This is a genomic window from Pseudomonas sp. IT-P218 (assembly GCF_949767605.1).
Lineage (GTDB): Bacteria > Pseudomonadota > Gammaproteobacteria > Pseudomonadales > Pseudomonadaceae > Aquipseudomonas > Aquipseudomonas putida_AE.
The window spans coordinates 1-18,137 of the sequence record NZ_CATKQQ010000096.1; the positions used below are offsets into that span (position 1 = coordinate 1).

General features: G+C 56.3%; 14 protein-coding genes and 4 tRNA genes. All 18 read left to right on the forward strand.

Going from position 1 to position 18,137, the window contains the following annotated elements; all coding sequences use genetic code 11:
- The first annotated feature begins 92 nt into the window (after positions 1–92).
- Positions 93–1,052 (forward strand): bifunctional biotin--[acetyl-CoA-carboxylase] ligase/biotin operon repressor BirA, encoded by a 960-nt coding sequence (gene birA / locus ACM6I6_RS29060; RefSeq protein WP_274074385.1) that lies wholly within the window; start codon positions 93–95, stop codon positions 1,050–1,052.
- Positions 1,042–1,791, forward strand: a complete 750-nt coding sequence (locus ACM6I6_RS29065) for a pantothenate kinase (protein ID WP_323607742.1) — start codon at positions 1,042–1,044, stop codon at positions 1,789–1,791. The genes birA and ACM6I6_RS29065 overlap by 11 nt, the downstream gene beginning before the upstream one ends.
- 7 nt (positions 1,792–1,798) lie before the next feature.
- Positions 1,799–2,239, forward strand: coding sequence for a hypothetical protein (locus tag ACM6I6_RS29070; protein ID WP_274074387.1), 441 nt, complete (start codon positions 1,799–1,801; stop codon positions 2,237–2,239).
- A 143-nt stretch (positions 2,240–2,382) separates the two neighbouring features.
- Positions 2,383–2,467, forward strand: a tRNA-Tyr gene (locus ACM6I6_RS29075).
- A gap of 24 nt (positions 2,468–2,491) precedes the next feature.
- Positions 2,492–2,565, forward strand: a tRNA-Gly gene (locus tag ACM6I6_RS29080).
- A 26-nt stretch (positions 2,566–2,591) separates the two neighbouring features.
- Positions 2,592–2,667: transfer RNA gene (locus ACM6I6_RS29085), tRNA-Thr, on the forward strand.
- 169 nt (positions 2,668–2,836) lie between these two features.
- A tRNA-Trp gene (locus ACM6I6_RS29090) sits at positions 2,837–2,912 on the forward strand.
- Positions 2,913–2,957: 45 nt separating this feature from the next.
- The gene (gene secE / locus ACM6I6_RS29095; protein WP_274074388.1) at positions 2,958–3,326 is read left to right on the forward strand and encodes a preprotein translocase subunit SecE; all 369 of its coding nucleotides are present in this window, start codon (positions 2,958–2,960) and stop codon (positions 3,324–3,326) included.
- Positions 3,327–3,335: 9 nt separating this feature from the next.
- Positions 3,336–3,869, forward strand: coding sequence for a transcription termination/antitermination protein NusG (nusG, locus tag ACM6I6_RS29100; RefSeq protein WP_007933727.1), 534 nt, complete (start codon positions 3,336–3,338; stop codon positions 3,867–3,869).
- A 117-nt stretch (positions 3,870–3,986) separates the two neighbouring features.
- Positions 3,987–4,418: a 50S ribosomal protein L11 gene (gene rplK, locus ACM6I6_RS29105; protein WP_007933726.1), complete on the forward strand. Its 432-nt coding sequence runs from the start codon at positions 3,987–3,989 to the stop codon at positions 4,416–4,418.
- On the forward strand, positions 4,418–5,113 hold the full coding sequence (rplA, locus tag ACM6I6_RS29110; protein WP_003186095.1) for a 50S ribosomal protein L1: 696 nt from the start codon (positions 4,418–4,420) through the stop codon (positions 5,111–5,113). Before rplK ends, rplA begins: the two co-directional genes overlap by 1 nt.
- Positions 5,114–5,311: 198 nt before the next feature.
- The gene (gene rplJ / locus ACM6I6_RS29115; protein ID WP_007970413.1) at positions 5,312–5,812 is read left to right on the forward strand and encodes a 50S ribosomal protein L10; all 501 of its coding nucleotides are present in this window, start codon (positions 5,312–5,314) and stop codon (positions 5,810–5,812) included.
- 75 nt (positions 5,813–5,887) lie between these two features.
- Positions 5,888–6,253 carry a 50S ribosomal protein L7/L12 gene (rplL, locus tag ACM6I6_RS29120; RefSeq protein WP_034148078.1) on the forward strand — a complete coding sequence of 122 codons (366 nt, stop codon included), beginning with the start codon at positions 5,888–5,890 and terminating at the stop codon, positions 6,251–6,253.
- Between the two features lie 220 nt (positions 6,254–6,473).
- Positions 6,474–10,547 carry a DNA-directed RNA polymerase subunit beta gene (gene rpoB, locus ACM6I6_RS29125; protein ID WP_008018199.1) on the forward strand — a complete coding sequence of 1,358 codons (4,074 nt, stop codon included), beginning with the start codon at positions 6,474–6,476 and terminating at the stop codon, positions 10,545–10,547.
- Between the two features lie 64 nt (positions 10,548–10,611).
- Positions 10,612–14,811, forward strand: coding sequence for a DNA-directed RNA polymerase subunit beta' (gene rpoC / locus ACM6I6_RS29130; protein ID WP_008065703.1), 4,200 nt, complete (start codon positions 10,612–10,614; stop codon positions 14,809–14,811).
- 215 nt (positions 14,812–15,026) lie between these two features.
- Complete coding sequence (gene rpsL, locus ACM6I6_RS29135; RefSeq protein WP_003186084.1) at positions 15,027–15,398, forward strand: 30S ribosomal protein S12; 372 nt, start codon at positions 15,027–15,029, stop codon at positions 15,396–15,398.
- A 119-nt stretch (positions 15,399–15,517) separates the two neighbouring features.
- Positions 15,518–15,988 (forward strand): 30S ribosomal protein S7, encoded by a 471-nt coding sequence (rpsG, locus tag ACM6I6_RS29140; RefSeq protein ID WP_002555493.1) that lies wholly within the window; start codon positions 15,518–15,520, stop codon positions 15,986–15,988.
- Positions 15,989–16,018: 30 nt separating this feature from the next.
- Positions 16,019–18,124: an elongation factor G gene (fusA, locus tag ACM6I6_RS29145; RefSeq protein ID WP_034148075.1), complete on the forward strand. Its 2,106-nt coding sequence runs from the start codon at positions 16,019–16,021 to the stop codon at positions 18,122–18,124.
- Positions 18,125–18,137: the final 13 nt, after the last annotated feature.

Consider the following 18,137-nt stretch of genomic DNA (forward strand, 5'->3'; position numbering starts at 1 on the left):
TTTTGTCCGCAGGAAAATCTGTCACCCCGGGTTTCTATGCAAGGGCTCAGGGCGTGGCTATCATGCGGGCCTCATTGTGAGGCGAGACCTGCATGCTGACGTTGTTAGAGCTTCTTAAAGATGGCCGATTCCATTCGGGCGAGGCGCTGGGCGCTGCCCTGGGTATCAGTCGCAGTGCTGTGTGGAAGCAGCTTCAGCATCTTGAGGCTGAGCTGGGGTTGTCCATTCATAAGGTTCGAGGACGCGGCTATCAACTGGCTGCGCCGTTGACTCTGCTTGATCCCGTGGAGGTAGAGCGACTGGCTCCCTCTTGCAAATGGCCAGTTCTGGTCTTCGACTCTCTTGATTCCACCAATGCCGAAGCCTTGCGCGCCATCGAGCGGCACCAGGTTGCGCCTTTTGTTGTGCTTGCCGAGCGGCAGACTGCGGGCCGCGGGCGGCGAGGGCGAAAATGGGTCAGTCCATTCGCAGAGAATATCTACTACAGCCTGGTCTTGCGGATCGAGGGGGGCATGCGCCAGCTGGAAGGCTTGAGCCTTGTCGTGGGGCTCGCCGTCATGCAGGCCTTGCGCGAGCTTGGTATTCCCGGTGTGGGCTTGAAATGGCCCAACGATGTGCTGGTGGGGCAGAAGAAGATCGCCGGCATCCTGCTTGAGTTGGTGGGGGACCCTGCCGACGTCTGTCACGTGGTGCTGGGTGTCGGGATTAATGTAAACATGCAGATGACCGATGAAGTCGACCAGCAATGGACGTCCATGCGCCTGGAGTCGGGCAGGGCGTTTGATCGCAATCGCCTGGTCGCGCAGCTGGGGGAAATGCTGCAGAAGTACCTGGCTCGCCATCAGGCGGATGGCTTTTCGGCAATCCAGGCTGAGTGGGAGCAGCATCACCTGTGGCAGGGGCGTGCGGTGTCGTTGATTGCGGGTGCAAACCAAATAGATGGCGAAGTGCTGGGCATCGATGGTCAGGGTGCGCTGCGCTTGAAGGTGGGTGATGTGGAAAAAGTCTTCAGTGGTGGTGAGCTAAGTCTGAGGTTGCGTCATGATTCTTGAGCTCGACTGCGGAAACAGTTTCATCAAGTGGCGCGTCCTCGAGGCGAATGCCCGTCAGGTCGTGGGAGAGGGTGTCGTCGATTCCGACCTGGCATTGCTTGAGGGTGTGAAAGAGATTCAAGGCCTTGCCCTGAAGTTCTGTCGCCTGGTGAGTGTCAGGACGGCCGAAGAAACCGGTGACTTGATTGCCCGGCTGAAGGCGACCTTCGACATTTCAGTGGTCTGTGCAGCCCCCACAGAGGCAATGGCCGGTGTTCGCAACGGCTATGAGGAATTCGAACGACTGGGCCTTGATCGCTGGCTGGCGCTGCTGGGAGGTTTTCATCTGGCGTCTGGCGCCTGCCTTGTACTTGATTTTGGTACGGCGGTGACTGCGGACTTTGTTTCCGGGAATGGAGAGCATCTCGGAGGGTTCATATGCCCTGGGATGCCATTGATGCGAAACCAGCTGCGCACCCACACCCGCAAGATTCGTTATGGAGATCTGGCGGCTGAGCGCGCCTTGGAGCGGCTTGTTCCAGGTCGTACAACGGTCGAGGCGGTTGAGCGCGGCTGCCTGCTGATGCTTCGGGGGTTCGTTCTGACGCAGCTGGAGATGGCGCGTGGTTATTGGGGGGAGAGTTTTACGGTATTCCTCACTGGTGGCGATGCGACGCTGGTCAGCGAGATCGTGCCTGAGGCTCGGGTGGTTCCCGACCTGGTGTTCGTCGGCTTGGCGATGGCATGCCCTTTGTCCTGAGGTCTTTATGCGTTGGTTGTTTCTGCTGCTGCTCGTTCTCAATGTGTTCTATTACGTCTGGCATCAACAGGAGGCCCCCCTGCGAGCCAAGGATGTGACGCCCCTGAGCTTGTATCGCGGCTCCCAGCAGGACATTCGTCTCTTGAGCGAGGCGACGGACAAGGCCAAGGATAAAGGGCAGGTGGCGCAGGCAGAGGCGGAGTGCCTATATCTGGGTGGTTTTACTCGCCAGGAGGTCGAGCAAGCGCTTGAACGCAGGTTGACCGGCATGGGCGTGAAGTATCAGTCGCTGCCGCCCAGTGCCGCTGAACCCCCTGCGTACTGGGTCCGAGTGGCCCCTGAAAGCAAGCGCTGGCTGGATGACCTGCAGCTGATAAACCTTTCTAGAGAATTCAATGAGTTAAAACATAAAATAATGCTGTGTGGGGGGGTTGCACCCACCGAATAGTTTGCATAGAATGGCGCCCGCTCCACAGCGAAGACCTAAAGCGGTCAACGAGGTGAAGCGAGGTCAACGCAGATAAGCTCAGGATTTTAATGAGAAAAATGCTTGACAGAAGGCTGGCATGATGTAGAATGCCGGCTCGCTTAGGAGGGGTTCCCGAGCGGCCAAAGGGATCAGACTGTAAATCTGACGTCTACGACTTCGAAGGTTCGAATCCTTCCCCCTCCACCATTTTTAGCGAGAGCTGCAAGCCTCGCGGGTATAGTTTAGTGGTAGAACCTCAGCCTTCCAAGCTGATGATGCGGGTTCGATTCCCGCTACCCGCTCCACGTTTGCAGGTTTTGCACAGTGTTACGCTCTTGTAGCTCAGTTGGTAGAGCACACCCTTGGTAAGGGTGAGGTCAGCGGTTCAAATCCGCTCAAGAGCTCCATATAACAAGGCAGATATGAAAATATCTGCCTTTGTTTTAATGGCCTGGTTGTGTTTCGTTGTGCTTGAGGGCGGTTTGAGTCCCAGGTGCTGGTGGAGTGCAAAGGTCATTGAGTAAGTGTTGTAAAGTCTTTTTCGGGCCTGCATAATGGTCGGCCTGATTTTGTTTTAGGTCAGTAGCTCAATTGGCAGAGCGACGGTCTCCAAAACCGTAGGTTGGGGGTTCGATTCCCTCCTGACCTGCCAGATTCACTCGGTGTGTCTGGCTTTCTTTTCACAGGATCTTCATAGATGACTCCTAAAGCTGAAGCTCAAGGCTCGCGCTTAGATCTGCTCAAGTGGCTAGTAGTAGTCGCTTTGGTGGCTGTTGGCGTTGTTGGCAATCAGTATTACTCTGCTTCGCCAATCCTGTACCGCGTGCTCGCTTTGCTTGTGATCGCTGCTGTAGCTGCCTTTGTAGGCCTGCAGACGGTCAAGGGCAAGTCTTTCTTTGTACTGGTTAAGGAAGCGCGCACCGAGATTCGTAAAGTCGTATGGCCAACTCGCCAAGAAACCACGCAGACCACGTTGATCGTTGTGGCTGTTGTCCTGGTTATGGCGTTGCTGTTGTGGGGGCTTGATTCCCTGCTCGGCTGGCTTGTTTCCTTGATTGTCGGCTAAGGGTGTCCCGTGGCTAAGCGTTGGTACGTTGTGCATGCTTACTCCGGTTACGAGAAGCATGTTATGCGCTCGCTGATCGAGCGCGTGAAGCTGGCTGGCATGGAAGATGGCTTCGGCGAAATTCTGGTTCCCACTGAAGAAGTGGTTGAAATGCGTAATGGCCAGAAGCGCAAGAGCGAACGTAAGTTCTTCCCTGGCTATGTGCTGGTCCAGATGGATATGAACGAGGGTACTTGGCACTTGGTCAAGGATACTCCTCGTGTGATGGGCTTCATCGGCGGTACTGCCGATAAGCCGGCACCGATCACGGATAAAGAGGCAGAAGCGATTCTGCGTCGCGTCGCCGATGGTAGCGACAAGCCTAAGCCGAAGACGTTGTTCGAGCCGGGCGAGTCGGTGCGCGTCAATGACGGTCCGTTTGCCGATTTCACCGGCACGGTCGAAGAAGTCAACTACGAAAAGAGCCGGATCCAGGTCGCGGTGCTCATTTTCGGACGCTCTACCCCGGTAGAGTTGGAGTTCAGTCAGGTCGAAAAGGTCTAACTGAACAAGCATCCCAACCCCGCAGCCTTAGGCTGTGGGGTTTTGTCGTCACTGGGATAAACGCGCAAGTAACCGGGGAGCCTTTCGAGGCGTTTGAACCCGTAATTGGAGTGCCTCATGGCCAAGAAGATTACCGCTTACATCAAGCTGCAAGTGAAGGCCGCTCAGGCTAACCCAAGCCCACCTGTTGGTCCTGCTCTGGGTCAGCACGGCGTGAACATCATGGAATTCTGCAAGGCTTTCAACGCCCGTACTCAGGGTCTTGAGCCAGGTCTGCCGACTCCAGTGATCATCACTGTCTACAGCGACCGTAGCTTCACGTTCGAAACCAAATCCACCCCTGCTTCGGTTCTGCTGAAGAAGGCGGCCGGTCTGACCAGCGGTTCCGCTCGTCCGAACACCGTTAAGGTTGGCACTGTAACCCGTGCTCAGCTGGAAGAAATCGCGAAAACCAAAAACGCGGATCTGACTGCAGCTGATATGGAAGCAGCCGTGCGTACTATCGCCGGTTCTGCTCGTAGCATGGGCCTTAACGTGGAGGGTGTGTAATGGCTAAGCTGACCAAGCGTCAAAAGGCTATCGCCGGCAAAATCGAAGCAGGCAAGGCCTACAACTTTGTAGACGCCGCTGCTCTGCTGGCTGAGCTGTCGACTGTCAAGTTCAGCGAGTCGTTCGACGTTGCTGTAAACCTGGGTGTTGACCCGCGTAAATCCGACCAGGTCGTTCGTAGCGCTACTGTGCTGCCACACGGCACTGGCAAGACCGTTCGCGTTGCTGTGTTCACCCAGGGGCCAGCTGCTGAAGCCGCTCTGGCTGCCGGCGCTGACCGTGTAGGCATGGACGACCTGGCTGCCGAAATGAAAGGCGGCGACCTGAACTATGACGTAGTGATCGCATCCCCGGATGCCATGCGCGTTGTAGGTCAACTGGGTCAGATCCTCGGTCCACGTGGTCTGATGCCTAACCCGAAAGTCGGCACCGTAACTCCAGACGTAGCTACCGCGGTTAAAAACGCCAAGGCTGGTCAGGTTCGTTATCGCACCGACAAAAACGGCATCATCCACACTTCCGTTGGCAAGATCGGCTTCGACGCCGTCAAGCTGAAGGAAAACGTTGAAGCCCTGATCGCTGATCTGAAGCGTATCAAGCCAGCTTCCTCGAAAGGCATCTACGTCAAGCGCGTTACCCTGAGCACCACTATGGGCCCAGGTCTGGTTATCGACCAGAGCTCGCTGGACGCGTAAGACACAGATTGGCGCGAGTGATCACGCCAATTGAAAAATTGGGGTCCCTGCCTGGCGGGGGCTATCCAAGACCGTAGGCGACGCAAGTCTTAAACCACAAGCCTACGCAGATGGTGCTCCCGGTTCCTTACCGAATCAGACACCAAAACGACATCCGGTTTCGACCAGATGAAACGGTAACAAGCAGGAGTTAAACCCGTGGCAATTAAACTCGAAGACAAGAAGGCCATCGTCGCTGAAGTCAACGAGGCTGCCAAAGTCGCTCTGTCCGCTGTCGTGGCTGATGCCCGTGGCGTAACAGTAGGCGCGATGACCGGACTCCGTAAAGAGGCTCGTGAAGCTGGCGTTTACGTACGTGTTGTACGTAACACCCTGCTCAAGCGCGCTGTTGCTGACACTGAATTCAGTGTCCTCAACGACGTGTTCACTGGCCCTACCCTGATTGCCTTCTCCAAGGAACATCCAGGCGCTGCTGCCCGGATCTTCAAAGAGTTCGCAAAGGGTCAGGACAAGTTCGAGATCAAGGCAGCTGCGTTCGAGGGCAAGTTCCTCGCAGCTAACCAAATCGACGTACTGGCAACTCTGCCGACCCGTGACGAAGCAATTTCTCAGCTGATGAGCGTGATTCAAGGCGCTACCAGCAAATTGGCTCGTACTCTGGCGGCAATTCGCGACCAGAAAGAAGCTGCTGCAGCCTAAGGCTCGTCAACTTCTCGCGTTTTTTGTTTTTTTCGATGGTCGCGTAGGCCGTCCCCAATATCAGGAATTAGATTCATGTCTATCTCTCAGAACGATATCCTTGAAGCAGTTGGCAACATGTCCGTAATGGAAGTTGTTGAGCTGATCAAAGCTTTCGAAGAAAAATTCGGTGTTACCGCTGCTGCTGCTTCGGCAGGTCCAGCTGCTGCTGCCGCCGTTGTTGAAGAGCAAACTGAATTCAACGTCATGCTGACCGAAGCTGGCGAGAAGAAAGTTAACGTGATCAAGGCAGTACGTGAACTGACCGGTCTGGGCCTGAAAGAAGCCAAGGCTGTAGTTGACGGCGCTCCTGCCATGGTTCTGGAAGCTGTTGCCAAAGACGCAGCTGACAAAGCCAAAGCAACTCTGGAAGAAGCAGGCGCTAAAGTCGAGCTGAAGTAAGCATCGACTTTGCGTCTCCAGCCCGAGCGTTAAGCGACAGGCTGATGGCTGGTGGCTCTTGCCACCGGCCTTTTTCCGTTATTGGCAGCCGACTGGGTCGGTGCCGGTAACGAGCTGTAACCACCCGATGCGGTGGCGCAAACCATGGGGTTTGCACGATTTTCTGGCTGCTCCCGTCGGGAGGGGCCAAACAAGCAGGTGACCAAGCTGGGGAACGCTGATGGCTTACTCATATACTGAGAAAAAACGTATCCGCAAGGACTTTAGCAAGTTGCCGGACGTCATGGATGTGCCGTACCTCCTGGCCATCCAGCTGGATTCGTATCGTGAATTCTTGCAAGCGGGAGCGACTAAAGATCAGTTCCGCGACGTGGGCCTGCATGCGGCCTTCAAATCCGTTTTCCCGATCATCAGCTACTCCGGCAATGCTGCGCTGGAGTACGTCGGTTATCGCCTGGGCGAACCGGCATTTGATGTCAAAGAATGCGTATTGCGCGGTGTAACTTACGCCGTACCTTTACGGGTAAAAGTGCGCCTGATCATTTTCGACAAAGAATCGTCGAACAAAGCGATCAAGGACATCAAAGAGCAAGAAGTCTACATGGGTGAAATCCCCCTGATGACTGAGAACGGTACCTTCGTAATCAACGGTACCGAGCGTGTAATCGTTTCCCAGCTGCACCGTTCCCCTGGCGTGTTCTTCGACCACGACCGTGGCAAGACGCACAGCTCCGGTAAACTGCTGTACTCCGCGCGCATCATTCCTTACCGCGGTTCGTGGCTGGACTTCGAGTTCGACCCGAAAGACTGCGTGTTCGTGCGTATCGACCGTCGTCGCAAGCTGCCTGCATCGGTACTGCTGCGCGCGCTCGGCTATACCACTGAAGAAGTGCTGGACGCGTTCTACACCACCAACGTATTCCACGTTAAGGGCGAGACCCTGAGCCTGGAGCTGGTGCCTCAGCGCCTGCGCGGTGAAATCGCTGTCCTCGATATCCAGGACGACAAAGGCAAGGTTATTGTCGAGCAAGGTCGTCGTATCACTGCTCGCCACATCAACCAGCTGGAAAAAGCCGGGATCAAAGAGCTGGATGTGCCTCTGGACTACGTCCTGGGTCGCACAACCGCCAAGGTCATCGTGCATCCGGCAACCGGCGAAATCCTGGCAGAGTGCAACACCGAGCTGAACACCGAGATCCTGGCGAAAATCGCCAAGGCCGGCGTTGTTCGCATCGAAACTCTGTACACCAACGATATCGACTGCGGTCCGTTCGTCTCCGACACGCTGAAGATCGACTCCACCAGCAACCAACTGGAAGCGCTGGTCGAGATCTATCGCATGATGCGTCCTGGCGAGCCGCCAACCAAAGACGCTGCCGAGACTCTGTTCAACAACCTGTTCTTCAGCCCTGAGCGCTACGACCTGTCTGCGGTCGGCCGGATGAAGTTCAACCGTCGTATCGGTCGTACCGAGATCGAAGGTTCGGGCGTGCTGTGCAAGGAAGACATCGTCGCGGTACTGAAGACCCTGGTCGACATCCGTAACGGTAAAGGCATCGTCGATGACATCGACCACCTGGGTAACCGTCGTGTTCGCTGCGTAGGCGAAATGGCCGAGAACCAGTTCCGCGTTGGCCTGGTACGTGTTGAGCGTGCGGTCAAAGAGCGTCTGTCGATGGCAGAAAGCGAAGGCCTGATGCCGCAAGACCTGATCAACGCCAAGCCAGTGGCTGCGGCGGTGAAAGAGTTCTTCGGTTCCAGCCAGCTGTCGCAGTTCATGGACCAGAACAACCCGCTGTCCGAGATCACCCACAAGCGTCGTGTTTCTGCACTCGGCCCTGGCGGTCTGACGCGTGAGCGTGCCGGCTTTGAAGTTCGTGACGTTCACCCGACGCACTACGGTCGTGTTTGCCCGATCGAAACGCCGGAAGGTCCGAACATCGGTCTGATCAACTCCCTGGCCGCCTATGCGCGCACCAACCAGTACGGTTTCCTCGAGAGCCCGTACCGTGTGGTGAAAGACGCCCTGGTCACCGACGAGATCGTGTTCCTGTCCGCCATCGAAGAAGCCGATCACGTGATCGCCCAGGCTTCGGCCACGATGAACGACAAGAAAGTCCTGATCGACGAGCTGGTAGCTGTTCGTCACCTGAACGAGTTCACCGTCAAGGCGCCGGAAGACGTCACCTTGATGGACGTATCGCCCAAGCAGGTAGTTTCTGTTGCAGCGTCGCTGATCCCGTTCCTCGAGCACGACGACGCCAACCGTGCGTTGATGGGTTCGAACATGCAGCGTCAAGCTGTACCGACCCTGCGCGCTGACAAGCCGCTGGTAGGTACCGGCATGGAGCGTAACGTAGCCCGTGACTCCGGCGTTTGCGTCGTGGCTCGTCGTGGCGGCGTGATCGACTCCGTCGACGCCAGCCGTATCGTGGTTCGTGTTGCCGATGACGAAGTTGAAACCGGTGAAGCCGGTGTCGACATCTACAACCTGACCAAGTACACCCGCTCCAACCAGAACACCTGCATCAACCAGCGTCCGCTGGTGCGTAAAGGTGATCGGGTTCAGCGTAGCGACATCATGGCCGACGGTCCGTCCACCGACATGGGTGAACTGGCACTGGGTCAGAACATGCGCATCGCCTTCATGGCATGGAACGGCTTCAACTTCGAAGACTCCATCTGCCTGTCGGAACGCGTTGTTCAGGAAGACCGTTTCACCACGATCCACATCCAGGAACTGACCTGTGTGGCCCGTGACACCAAGCTTGGCCCAGAGGAAATCACTGCGGACATCCCGAACGTGGGTGAAGCTGCACTGAACAAGCTGGACGAAGCCGGTATCGTTTACGTAGGTGCTGAAGTTGGCGCAGGCGACATCCTGGTCGGTAAGGTCACTCCGAAAGGCGAGACCCAACTGACTCCGGAAGAAAAACTGCTGCGTGCGATCTTCGGTGAAAAAGCCAGCGACGTTAAAGACACCTCCCTGCGCGTACCTACCGGTACCAAAGGTACTGTCATCGACGTACAGGTCTTCACCCGCGACGGCGTTGAGCGTGATGCTCGTGCCCTGTCGATCGAGAAGTCCCAGCTGGACGAGATCCGCAAGGACCTCAACGAAGAGTTCCGTATCGTCGAAGGCGCTACTTTCGAACGTCTGCGTTCCGCACTGGTCGGCCACAAAGCCGAAGGCGGCGCCGGCTTGAAGAAAGGCCAGGACATCACCGACGAAGTTCTCGACGGTCTTGAGCACGGCCAGTGGTTCAAACTGCGCATGGCTGAAGATGCTCTGAACGAACAGCTCGAGAAGGCCCAGGCCTACATCGTTGATCGTCGCCGTCTGCTGGACGACAAGTTCGAAGACAAGAAGCGCAAACTGCAGCAGGGCGATGACCTGGCTCCAGGCGTGCTGAAAATCGTCAAGGTCTACCTGGCAATCCGTCGTCGCATCCAGCCGGGCGACAAGATGGCCGGTCGTCACGGTAACAAGGGTGTGGTCTCCGTGATCATGCCGGTTGAAGACATGCCGCACGATGCCAATGGCACCCCGGTCGACGTCGTCCTCAACCCGTTGGGCGTACCTTCGCGTATGAACGTCGGTCAGATCCTTGAAACCCACCTGGGCCTCGCGGCCAAGGGTCTGGGCGAGAAGATCAACCGCATGGTTGAAGAGCAGCGTAAAGTTGCCGAGCTGCGCAAGTTCCTGCACGAGATCTACAACGAGATCGGCGGTCGTCAGGAAAGCCTCGATGACTTCTCGGACCAGGAAATCCTGGACCTGGCTCAAAACCTGCGTGGCGGCGTTCCAATGGCCACTCCAGTGTTCGACGGCGCCAAGGAAAGCGAAATCAAGGCCATGCTGAAACTGGCAGACCTGCCAGAAAGCGGCCAGATGCAGCTGACCGACGGCCGTACCGGCAACAAGTTCGAGCGCCCGGTTACCGTTGGCTACATGTACATGCTGAAGCTGAACCACTTGGTAGACGACAAGATGCACGCGCGTTCTACCGGTTCGTACAGCCTGGTTACCCAGCAGCCGCTGGGTGGTAAGGCGCAGTTCGGTGGTCAGCGTTTCGGGGAGATGGAGGTCTGGGCACTGGAAGCATACGGTGCCGCTTACACTCTGCAAGAAATGCTCACAGTGAAGTCGGACGATGTGAACGGCCGTACCAAGATGTACAAGAACATCGTGGATGGCGATCACCGTATGGAGCCGGGCATGCCCGAGTCCTTCAACGTGTTGATCAAGGAAATTCGTTCCCTCGGCATCGATATCGATCTGGAAACCGAATAACACGTGACGCGAATCGAGAGCGGGGCAGCACTGCCCGCTCTCTGCTCCGCCAGGAGGAAAGGCCTTGAAAGACCTACTGAATTTGCTGAAAAACCAGGGTCAAGTCGAAGAGTTCGACGCCATCCGTATCGGATTGGCATCGCCTGAGATGATCCGTTCGTGGTCGTTCGGTGAAGTTAAAAAGCCGGAAACCATCAACTACCGTACGTTCAAACCCGAGCGTGACGGCCTGTTCTGCGCCAAGATCTTTGGCCCGGTAAAGGATTACGAGTGCCTGTGCGGTAAGTACAAGCGCTTGAAGCACCGTGGTGTGATCTGCGAGAAGTGCGGCGTTGAAGTCGCGCTGGCAAAAGTTCGTCGTGAGCGCATGGCGCACATCGAACTGGCCTCGCCAGTTGCCCACATCTGGTTCCTGAAATCGCTGCCGTCGCGTATCGGCTTGCTGATGGACATGACCCTGCGCGATATCGAACGCGTTCTCTACTTCGAGAGCTACGTCGTTATCGATCCAGGCATGACCACCCTTGAAAAAGGTCAGCTGCTCAACGACGAGCAGTACTTCGAAGCGCTGGAAGAGTTCGGCGACGATTTCGATGCCCGCATGGGTGCCGAAGCTGTCCGCGAACTGCTGCACGCTATCGACCTGGAACACGAGATTGGCCGTCTGCGTGAAGAAATTCCGCAAACCAACTCCGAAACCAAGATCAAGAAGCTGTCCAAGCGTCTGAAGTTGATGGAAGCCTTCCAGGGTTCCGGCAACCTGCCAGAGTGGATGGTGCTGACCGTTCTGCCGGTTCTGCCGCCAGACCTGCGTCCACTGGTCCCGCTGGATGGCGGTCGCTTCGCGACTTCCGACCTCAACGATCTGTATCGTCGAGTGATCAACCGTAACAACCGTTTGAAGCGCCTGCTGGATCTGTCCGCTCCGGACATCATCGTGCGCAACGAAAAGCGTATGTTGCAGGAAGCTGTCGATGCACTGCTCGACAACGGTCGTCGTGGCCGCGCTATCACCGGTTCCAACAAGCGTCCTCTGAAATCCCTGGCTGACATGATCAAGGGTAAGCAGGGTCGTTTCCGTCAGAACTTGCTCGGTAAGCGTGTTGACTACTCCGGTCGTTCGGTAATTACCGTAGGCCCGACCCTGCGTCTGCACCAGTGCGGTCTGCCGAAGAAGATGGCTCTCGAGCTGTTCAAGCCGTTCATTTTCGGCAAGCTGGAAATGCGTGGTCTGGCGACCACCATCAAGGCTGCCAAGAAGATGGTCGAGCGCGAACTGCCAGAGGTTTGGGACGTTCTCGCTGAAGTGATTCGCGAACACCCGGTTCTTCTCAACCGTGCACCGACCCTTCACCGTCTGGGTATCCAGGCGTTTGAACCGGTACTGATCGAAGGTAAGGCTATCCAGCTGCACCCGCTGGTCTGCGCCGCGTACAACGCCGACTTCGACGGCGACCAAATGGCCGTGCACGTACCGCTGACGCTGGAAGCCCAGCTCGAAGCGCGTGCGTTGATGATGTCGACCAACAACATCCTGTCGCCAGCCAACGGTGAGCCAATCATCGTTCCGTCGCAGGACGTTGTATTGGGTCTGTACTACATGACGCGTGAAGCGATCAACGCCAAGGGCGAAGGTCGTGTGTTCGCGGATCTGCAGGAAGTTGACCGTGTGTTCCGTGCCGGCGAAGCCGCACTGCACGCCAAGGTCAAAGTGCGGATCAACGAAACCGTCAACGACCGTGATGGCGGCAGCGTGACCAACACCCGTATCGTCGACACCACTGTCGGCCGTGCGCTGTTGTTCCAGGTTGTGCCAAAAGGTCTGTCGTACGACGTCGTCAACCTGCCGATGAAGAAAAAGGCGATTTCCAAGCTCATCAACCAGTGCTACCGCGTGGTTGGTCTGAAAGAGACCGTGATCTTCGCTGACCAGTTGATGTACACCGGTTTTGCCTATTCGACCATTTCCGGCGTTTCCATCGGCGTTAACGACTTCGTTATCCCGGATGAAAAAGCCCGCATCATCGGTGCTGCCACCGACGAAGTGAAAGAGATCGAAAGTCAGTACGCCTCCGGCCTGGTAACCCAGGGCGAGAAGTACAACAAAGTGATCGACCTTTGGTCCAAGGCGAACGACGAAGTTTCCAAGGCGATGATGGCCAACCTCTCGAAAGAGAAAGTCATCGACCGTCATGGCGTCGAAGTCGACCAGGAGTCCTTCAACTCGATGTACATGATGGCCGACTCGGGTGCGCGGGGTTCCGCAGCACAGATTCGTCAGCTGGCCGGTATGCGTGGCCTGATGGCCAAGCCGGACGGTTCCATCATCGAAACGCCGATTACTGCGAACTTCCGTGAAGGTTTGAGCGTACTCCAGTACTTCATCTCCACTCACGGTGCTCGTAAAGGTCTGGCGGATACCGCGTTGAAAACGGCGAACTCGGGTTACCTGACCCGTCGTCTGGTAGACGTGGCGCAAGACCTGGTTGTAACCGAGATCGATTGCGGCACCGAACACGGTTTGCTGATGACTCCGCACATTGAAGGCGGTGACGTAGTAGAGCCGTTGGGTGAGCGCGTATTGGGTCGTGTTATCGCCCGTGACGTATTCAAGCCAGGTACCGAGGACGTTATCGTTCCTGCCGGCACCCTGGTGGACGAGAAGTGGGTCGAGTTCATCGAACTCAACAGCATCGACGAAGTGATCGTACGTTCGCCGATCAGCTGCGAAACCCGTTTCGGTATCTGCGCCAAGTGCTACGGTCGCGACCTGGCTCGTGGTCACCAGGTGAACATCGGTGAAGCGGTCGGCGTTATCGCTGCCCAGTCCATCGGTGAGCCGGGTACCCAGCTGACGATGCGTACGTTCCACATCGGTGGTGCGGCAAGCCGGACCTCCGCAGCCGACAGCGTTCAGGTGAAGAATGGCGGTACCGTCCGTCTGCACAACCTGAAACACGTTGAGCGAGTGGATGGTCACCTGGTTGCTGTGTCCCGTTCCGGTGAGCTGGCTATCGCTGATGACTTCGGTCGTGAGCGCGAGCGCTACAAGCTGCCGTACGGCGCCGTGATTTCGGTTAAAGAAGGTGACAAGGTCGACGCTGGCGCAATCGTGGCCAAGTGGGATCCGCACACTCACCCGATCGTTACCGAAATGAAAGGTACCGTGACCTACGTGGGCATGGAAGAAGGCATCACGATCAAGCGTCAGACTGACGAATTGACCGGTATGACCAACATTGAAGTACTCGACGCCAAAGACCGTCCAGCTGCCGGCAAGGATATCCGTCCTGCTGTGAAGATGGTCGATGACAACGGCAAGGATCTGTTGCTGCCAGGCACTGACGTTATCGCTCAGTACTTCCTGCCAGCCAACGCCCTGGTCGGTGTGGCGGACGGTGCGAAGATCGCGATCGGTGATGTTATCGCGCGTATCCCGCAAGAAACTTCGAAGACTCGTGACATCACCGGTGGTCTGCCGCGTGTTGCCGACTTGTTCGAAGCTCGTCGTCCGAAAGAAGCGTCGATCCTGGCTGAAGTCAGCGGCACCATCGCGTTCGGTAAAGAGACCAAGGGCAAGCGCCGTCTGGTTATCACCCCGAACGACGGTAGCGATCCGTATGAAGAGCTGATTCCGAAGTGGCGTCACCTGAACGTGTTCGAAGGCGAACAGGTAAACCGCGGCGAAGTTATCTCCGACGGCCCGAGCGATCCACACGACATCCTGCGTCTGCTGGGTGTGAGTGCGCTGGCCAAGTACATCGTCAACGAGATCCAGGACGTTTACCGTCTGCAAGGCGTGAAGATCAACGACAAGCACATCGAGACCATCCTGCGTCAGATGCTGCGTAAAGTTGAAATCGCTGAATCCGGCGATTCCAGTTTCATCAAGGGCGACCAGATGGAATTGACTCACGTTCTGGTAGAGAACGAGCGTTTGAGCGGCGAAGACAAGTTTGTCTCCAAGTTCACTCGCGTTCTGCTGGGTATCACCAAGGCGTCGTTGTCCACCGAATCGTTCATCTCGGCGGCTTCCTTCCAGGAAACCACTCGCGTACTGACCGAAGCGGCGGTAACCGGCAAGCGCGATTACCTGCGCGGCCTGAAAGAAAACGTGGTCGTGGGTCGTCTGATCCCGGCTGGTACCGGTCTGGCTTATCACAGCGAGCGTAAGCGTCGCCGTGATGCAGACAAGCCGTTGCGCGTGAGCGCCAGTGAAGTGGAAGCTGCACTGACCGAAGCGCTGAACTCGAGCGGTAACTGAGTTCTGCGGTAAATGAGCTGAGGCCCTGGTCACTCCGTTCATCGAATCGAGACAATTTGTCGAGGTTTGATAGGCGGGGAGGTCGGGGCCTTGCCTTGACTGGGGACAAGATCCTCTTTAGACTCTTGTACCCCTAAATTTGGCGGGAATTCGTTCCTGCCATTTTGCTTTTCTTGCAAGACAATAGCGTCGCAAGACAACAGTGGAGCTAGTAGATGGCAACTATCAACCAGCTGGTACGTCAGCCGCGTAAGCGTATCGTCGAGAAATCCGACGTGCCTGCGCTGCAGAACTGCCCGCAACGCCGTGGCGTGTGCACCCGTGTGTACACCACCACGCCGAAAAAACCTAACTCGGCACTGCGTAAAGTATGCCGTGTGCGCCTGACCAACGGTTTCGAGGTTTCCTCGTACATCGGCGGTGAAGGCCACAACCTGCAAGAGCACAGCGTGGTACTGATCCGCGGCGGTCGTGTAAAAGACTTGCCAGGTGTTCGTTACCACACCGTTCGCGGTTCGTTGGATACTTCCGGCGTTAAAGGTCGTAACCAGGGTCGTTCGAAGTACGGTACCAAGCGTCCGAAGTAATGGTCGCTTGCTGCAAAAAACTGATTTCTATTTTTCTGAGTCGATAAGAGTAAGGTCGGAGGCGTCCCGTAACGGGCACCGATTCCGAGCGAACCTGAAGACCGTTTGAGGGCTTATCCATGCCAAGAAGACGCGTAGCAGCCAAGCGCGAAGTGCTTGACGATCCAAAATACGGAAGCCAAATCCTGGCCAAGTTCATGAACCACGTGATGGAAAGCGGCAAGAAAGCCGTTGCCGAGCGTATCGTTTATGGCGCGCTGGAAAAGGTTAAAGAACGCAAGAACAGCGACCCCCTGGAAATCTTCGAGAAAGCTCTCGACGCCATCGCTCCGCTGGTCGAAGTAAAGTCGCGCCGTGTAGGCGGTGCTACTTACCAGGTTCCGGTTGAAGTTCGTCCGTCCCGTCGTAACGCTCTGGCAATGCGCTGGTTGGTAGACTTCGCCCGTAAGCGCGGCGAGAAGTCTATGGCTCTGCGTTTGGCTGGCGAACTGTTGGACGCTGCCGAAGGTAAAGGTGCTGCAGTTAAGAAGCGTGAAGACGTGCACCGTATGGCTGAAGCTAACAAAGCTTTCTCGCACTACCGCTTCTAATTTTAGCGTCACTCATTTTGCGAGGGCTTTATGGCTCGTACTACACCGATTAACCGCTACCGTAACATTGGTATCGTTGCTCACGTGGATGCTGGTAAAACCACCACCACCGAGCGCGTCCTTTTTTACACTGGCAAAAGCCACAAGATGGGCGAAGTGCATGACGGCGCTGCGACCACTGACTGGATGGTTCAGGAGCAGGAGCGTGGTATTACCATTACTTCTGCTGCTATTACCGCCTTCTGGCAGGGTTCTGCGAAGCAGCACAAAGACCAATACCGCTTCAACGTCATCGATACCCCGGGCCACGTAGACTTCACCATTGAAGTTGAGCGTTCCCTGCGTGTACTCGACGGCGCTGTCGTTGTGTTCTGTGGTACTTCCGGCGTTGAGCCGCAGTCCGAAACCGTATGGCGTCAAGCCAACAAGTACGGTGTTCCACGTATCGTTTACGTGAACAAGATGGACCGTGCCGGCGCGAACTTCCTGCGCGTGATCGCTCAGATCAAGCAGCGTCTGGGTCACACTCCGGTGCCGATCCAGTTGGCTATCGGTTCCGAAGACAACTTCCAGGGTCAGATCGATCTGATGACCATGGAAGCGGTTTACTGGAACGATGCTGACAAGGGCATGACTCCACGTCGCGAAGCCATCCCTGCTGAACTGCAGGAACTGGCTGAAGAGTGGCGCAGCAACATGGTAGAGGCCGCGGCCGAAGCCAGCGAAGAGCTGATGAACAAGTACCTGGAAGGTGAAGAGCTCACCATCGAGGAAATCAAGGCCGCTCTGCGTCAGCGTACTATCGCTGGCGAAATCGTCCTGGCTGTTTGCGGTTCTTCGTTCAAGAACAAGGGTGTTCCCCTGGTTCTCGACGCCGTTATCGACTACCTGCCGGCTCCAGTCGACATTCCTGCTATCAAGGGTTCCAACCCTGATAACGAGGAAGAAATGATGGAGCGTCATGCAGACGACAACGAGCCGTTCTCGGCTCTGGCGTTCAAGATCGCTACCGACCCATTCGTGGGTACCTTGACCTTCGTCCGCGTTTACTCGGGCGTGTTGGCCTCCGGCGACGGCGTGATCAACTCGGTTAAAGGCAAGAAAGAGCGCGTGGGTCGTATGGTGCAAATGCACGCAAACGCCCGTGAAGAGATCAAGGAAGTACGCGCTGGCGACATCGCGGCCCTGATCGGCATGAAGGACGTCACCACTGGTGAAACCCTCTGCAACGCTGACAAGCCAATCATCCTGGTTCGCATGGACTTCCCGGAGCCGGTTATTTCGGTTGCCGTAGAGCCTAAGACCAAGGATGACCAGGAAAAAATGGGTATCGCTCTGGGCAAACTTGCTCAGGAAGACCCGTCTTTCCGCGTCAAAACTGATGAAGAGACTGGTCAAACGATCATCTCCGGCATGGGCGAGTTGCACCTGGACATCCTGGTTGACCGGATGCGCCGTGAGTTCAACGTCGAAGCCAACATCGGTAAGCCTCAAGTTTCGTATCGTGAGCGCATCACGAAGAATTGCGAAATCGAAGGCAAGTTCGTTCGTCAGTCCGGCGGTCGTGGCCAGTTCGGTCACTGCTGGATCCGTTTTGCTCCTGCTGACGAAGGTCAGGAAGGTCTGCAATTCGTGAACGAAGTAGTGGGTGGTGTGGTTCCTAAGGAATACATCCCGGCTATCCAGAAGGGTATCGAAGAGCAGATGAAGAACGGCGTAGTTGCCGGCTATCCGCTGATCGGCCTGAAGGCTACCGTGTTTGATGGTTCTTACCACGACGTCGACTCGAACGAGATGGCGTTTAAGGTGGCTGCTTCCATGGCGACCAAGCAACTGGCCCAGAAGGGCGGTGGTGAGTTGCTCGAGCCGATCATGGCGGTAGAGGTTGTTACGCCTGAAGACTATATGGGTGACGTGATGGGCGACCTGAACCGTCGTCGCGGCATGATTCTGGGTATGGAAGATACGGTTTCCGGTAAGGTTATCCGTGCTGAAGTTCCGTTGGGCGAGATGTTCGGTTATGCGACCGACGTTCGTTCGATGTCCCAGGGTCGCGCAAGCTACTCTATGGAATTCAAAAAATACAATACGGCTCCGTCGCACATCGTCGAAACCGTTACCAAAAAACAAGGCTGATTCAGTCCTTTAG

Bases quoted from the DNA above. Each gene is read 5' to 3' on its own strand.
- rplA (WP_003186095.1), top strand. From the start codon at position 4,418: ATGGCTAAGCTGACCAAGCGTCAAAAGGCTATCGCCGGCAAAATCGAA.
- rpoB (WP_008018199.1), top strand. From the start codon at position 6,474: ATGGCTTACTCATATACTGAGAAAAAACGTATCCGCAAGGACTTTAGC.
- ACM6I6_RS29065 (WP_323607742.1), top strand. From the start codon at position 1,042: ATGATTCTTGAGCTCGACTGCGGAAACAGTTTCATCAAGTGGCGCGTC.
- rplL (WP_034148078.1), top strand. From the start codon at position 5,888: ATGTCTATCTCTCAGAACGATATCCTTGAAGCAGTTGGCAACATGTCC.
- fusA (WP_034148075.1), top strand. From the start codon at position 16,019: ATGGCTCGTACTACACCGATTAACCGCTACCGTAACATTGGTATCGTT.
- rpsL (WP_003186084.1), top strand. From the start codon at position 15,027: ATGGCAACTATCAACCAGCTGGTACGTCAGCCGCGTAAGCGTATCGTC.
- ACM6I6_RS29070 (WP_274074387.1), top strand. From the start codon at position 1,799: ATGCGTTGGTTGTTTCTGCTGCTGCTCGTTCTCAATGTGTTCTATTAC.
- birA (WP_274074385.1), top strand. From the start codon at position 93: ATGCTGACGTTGTTAGAGCTTCTTAAAGATGGCCGATTCCATTCGGGC.
- rpsG (WP_002555493.1), top strand. From the start codon at position 15,518: ATGCCAAGAAGACGCGTAGCAGCCAAGCGCGAAGTGCTTGACGATCCA.
- rplK (WP_007933726.1), top strand. From the start codon at position 3,987: ATGGCCAAGAAGATTACCGCTTACATCAAGCTGCAAGTGAAGGCCGCT.
- secE (WP_274074388.1), top strand. From the start codon at position 2,958: ATGACTCCTAAAGCTGAAGCTCAAGGCTCGCGCTTAGATCTGCTCAAG.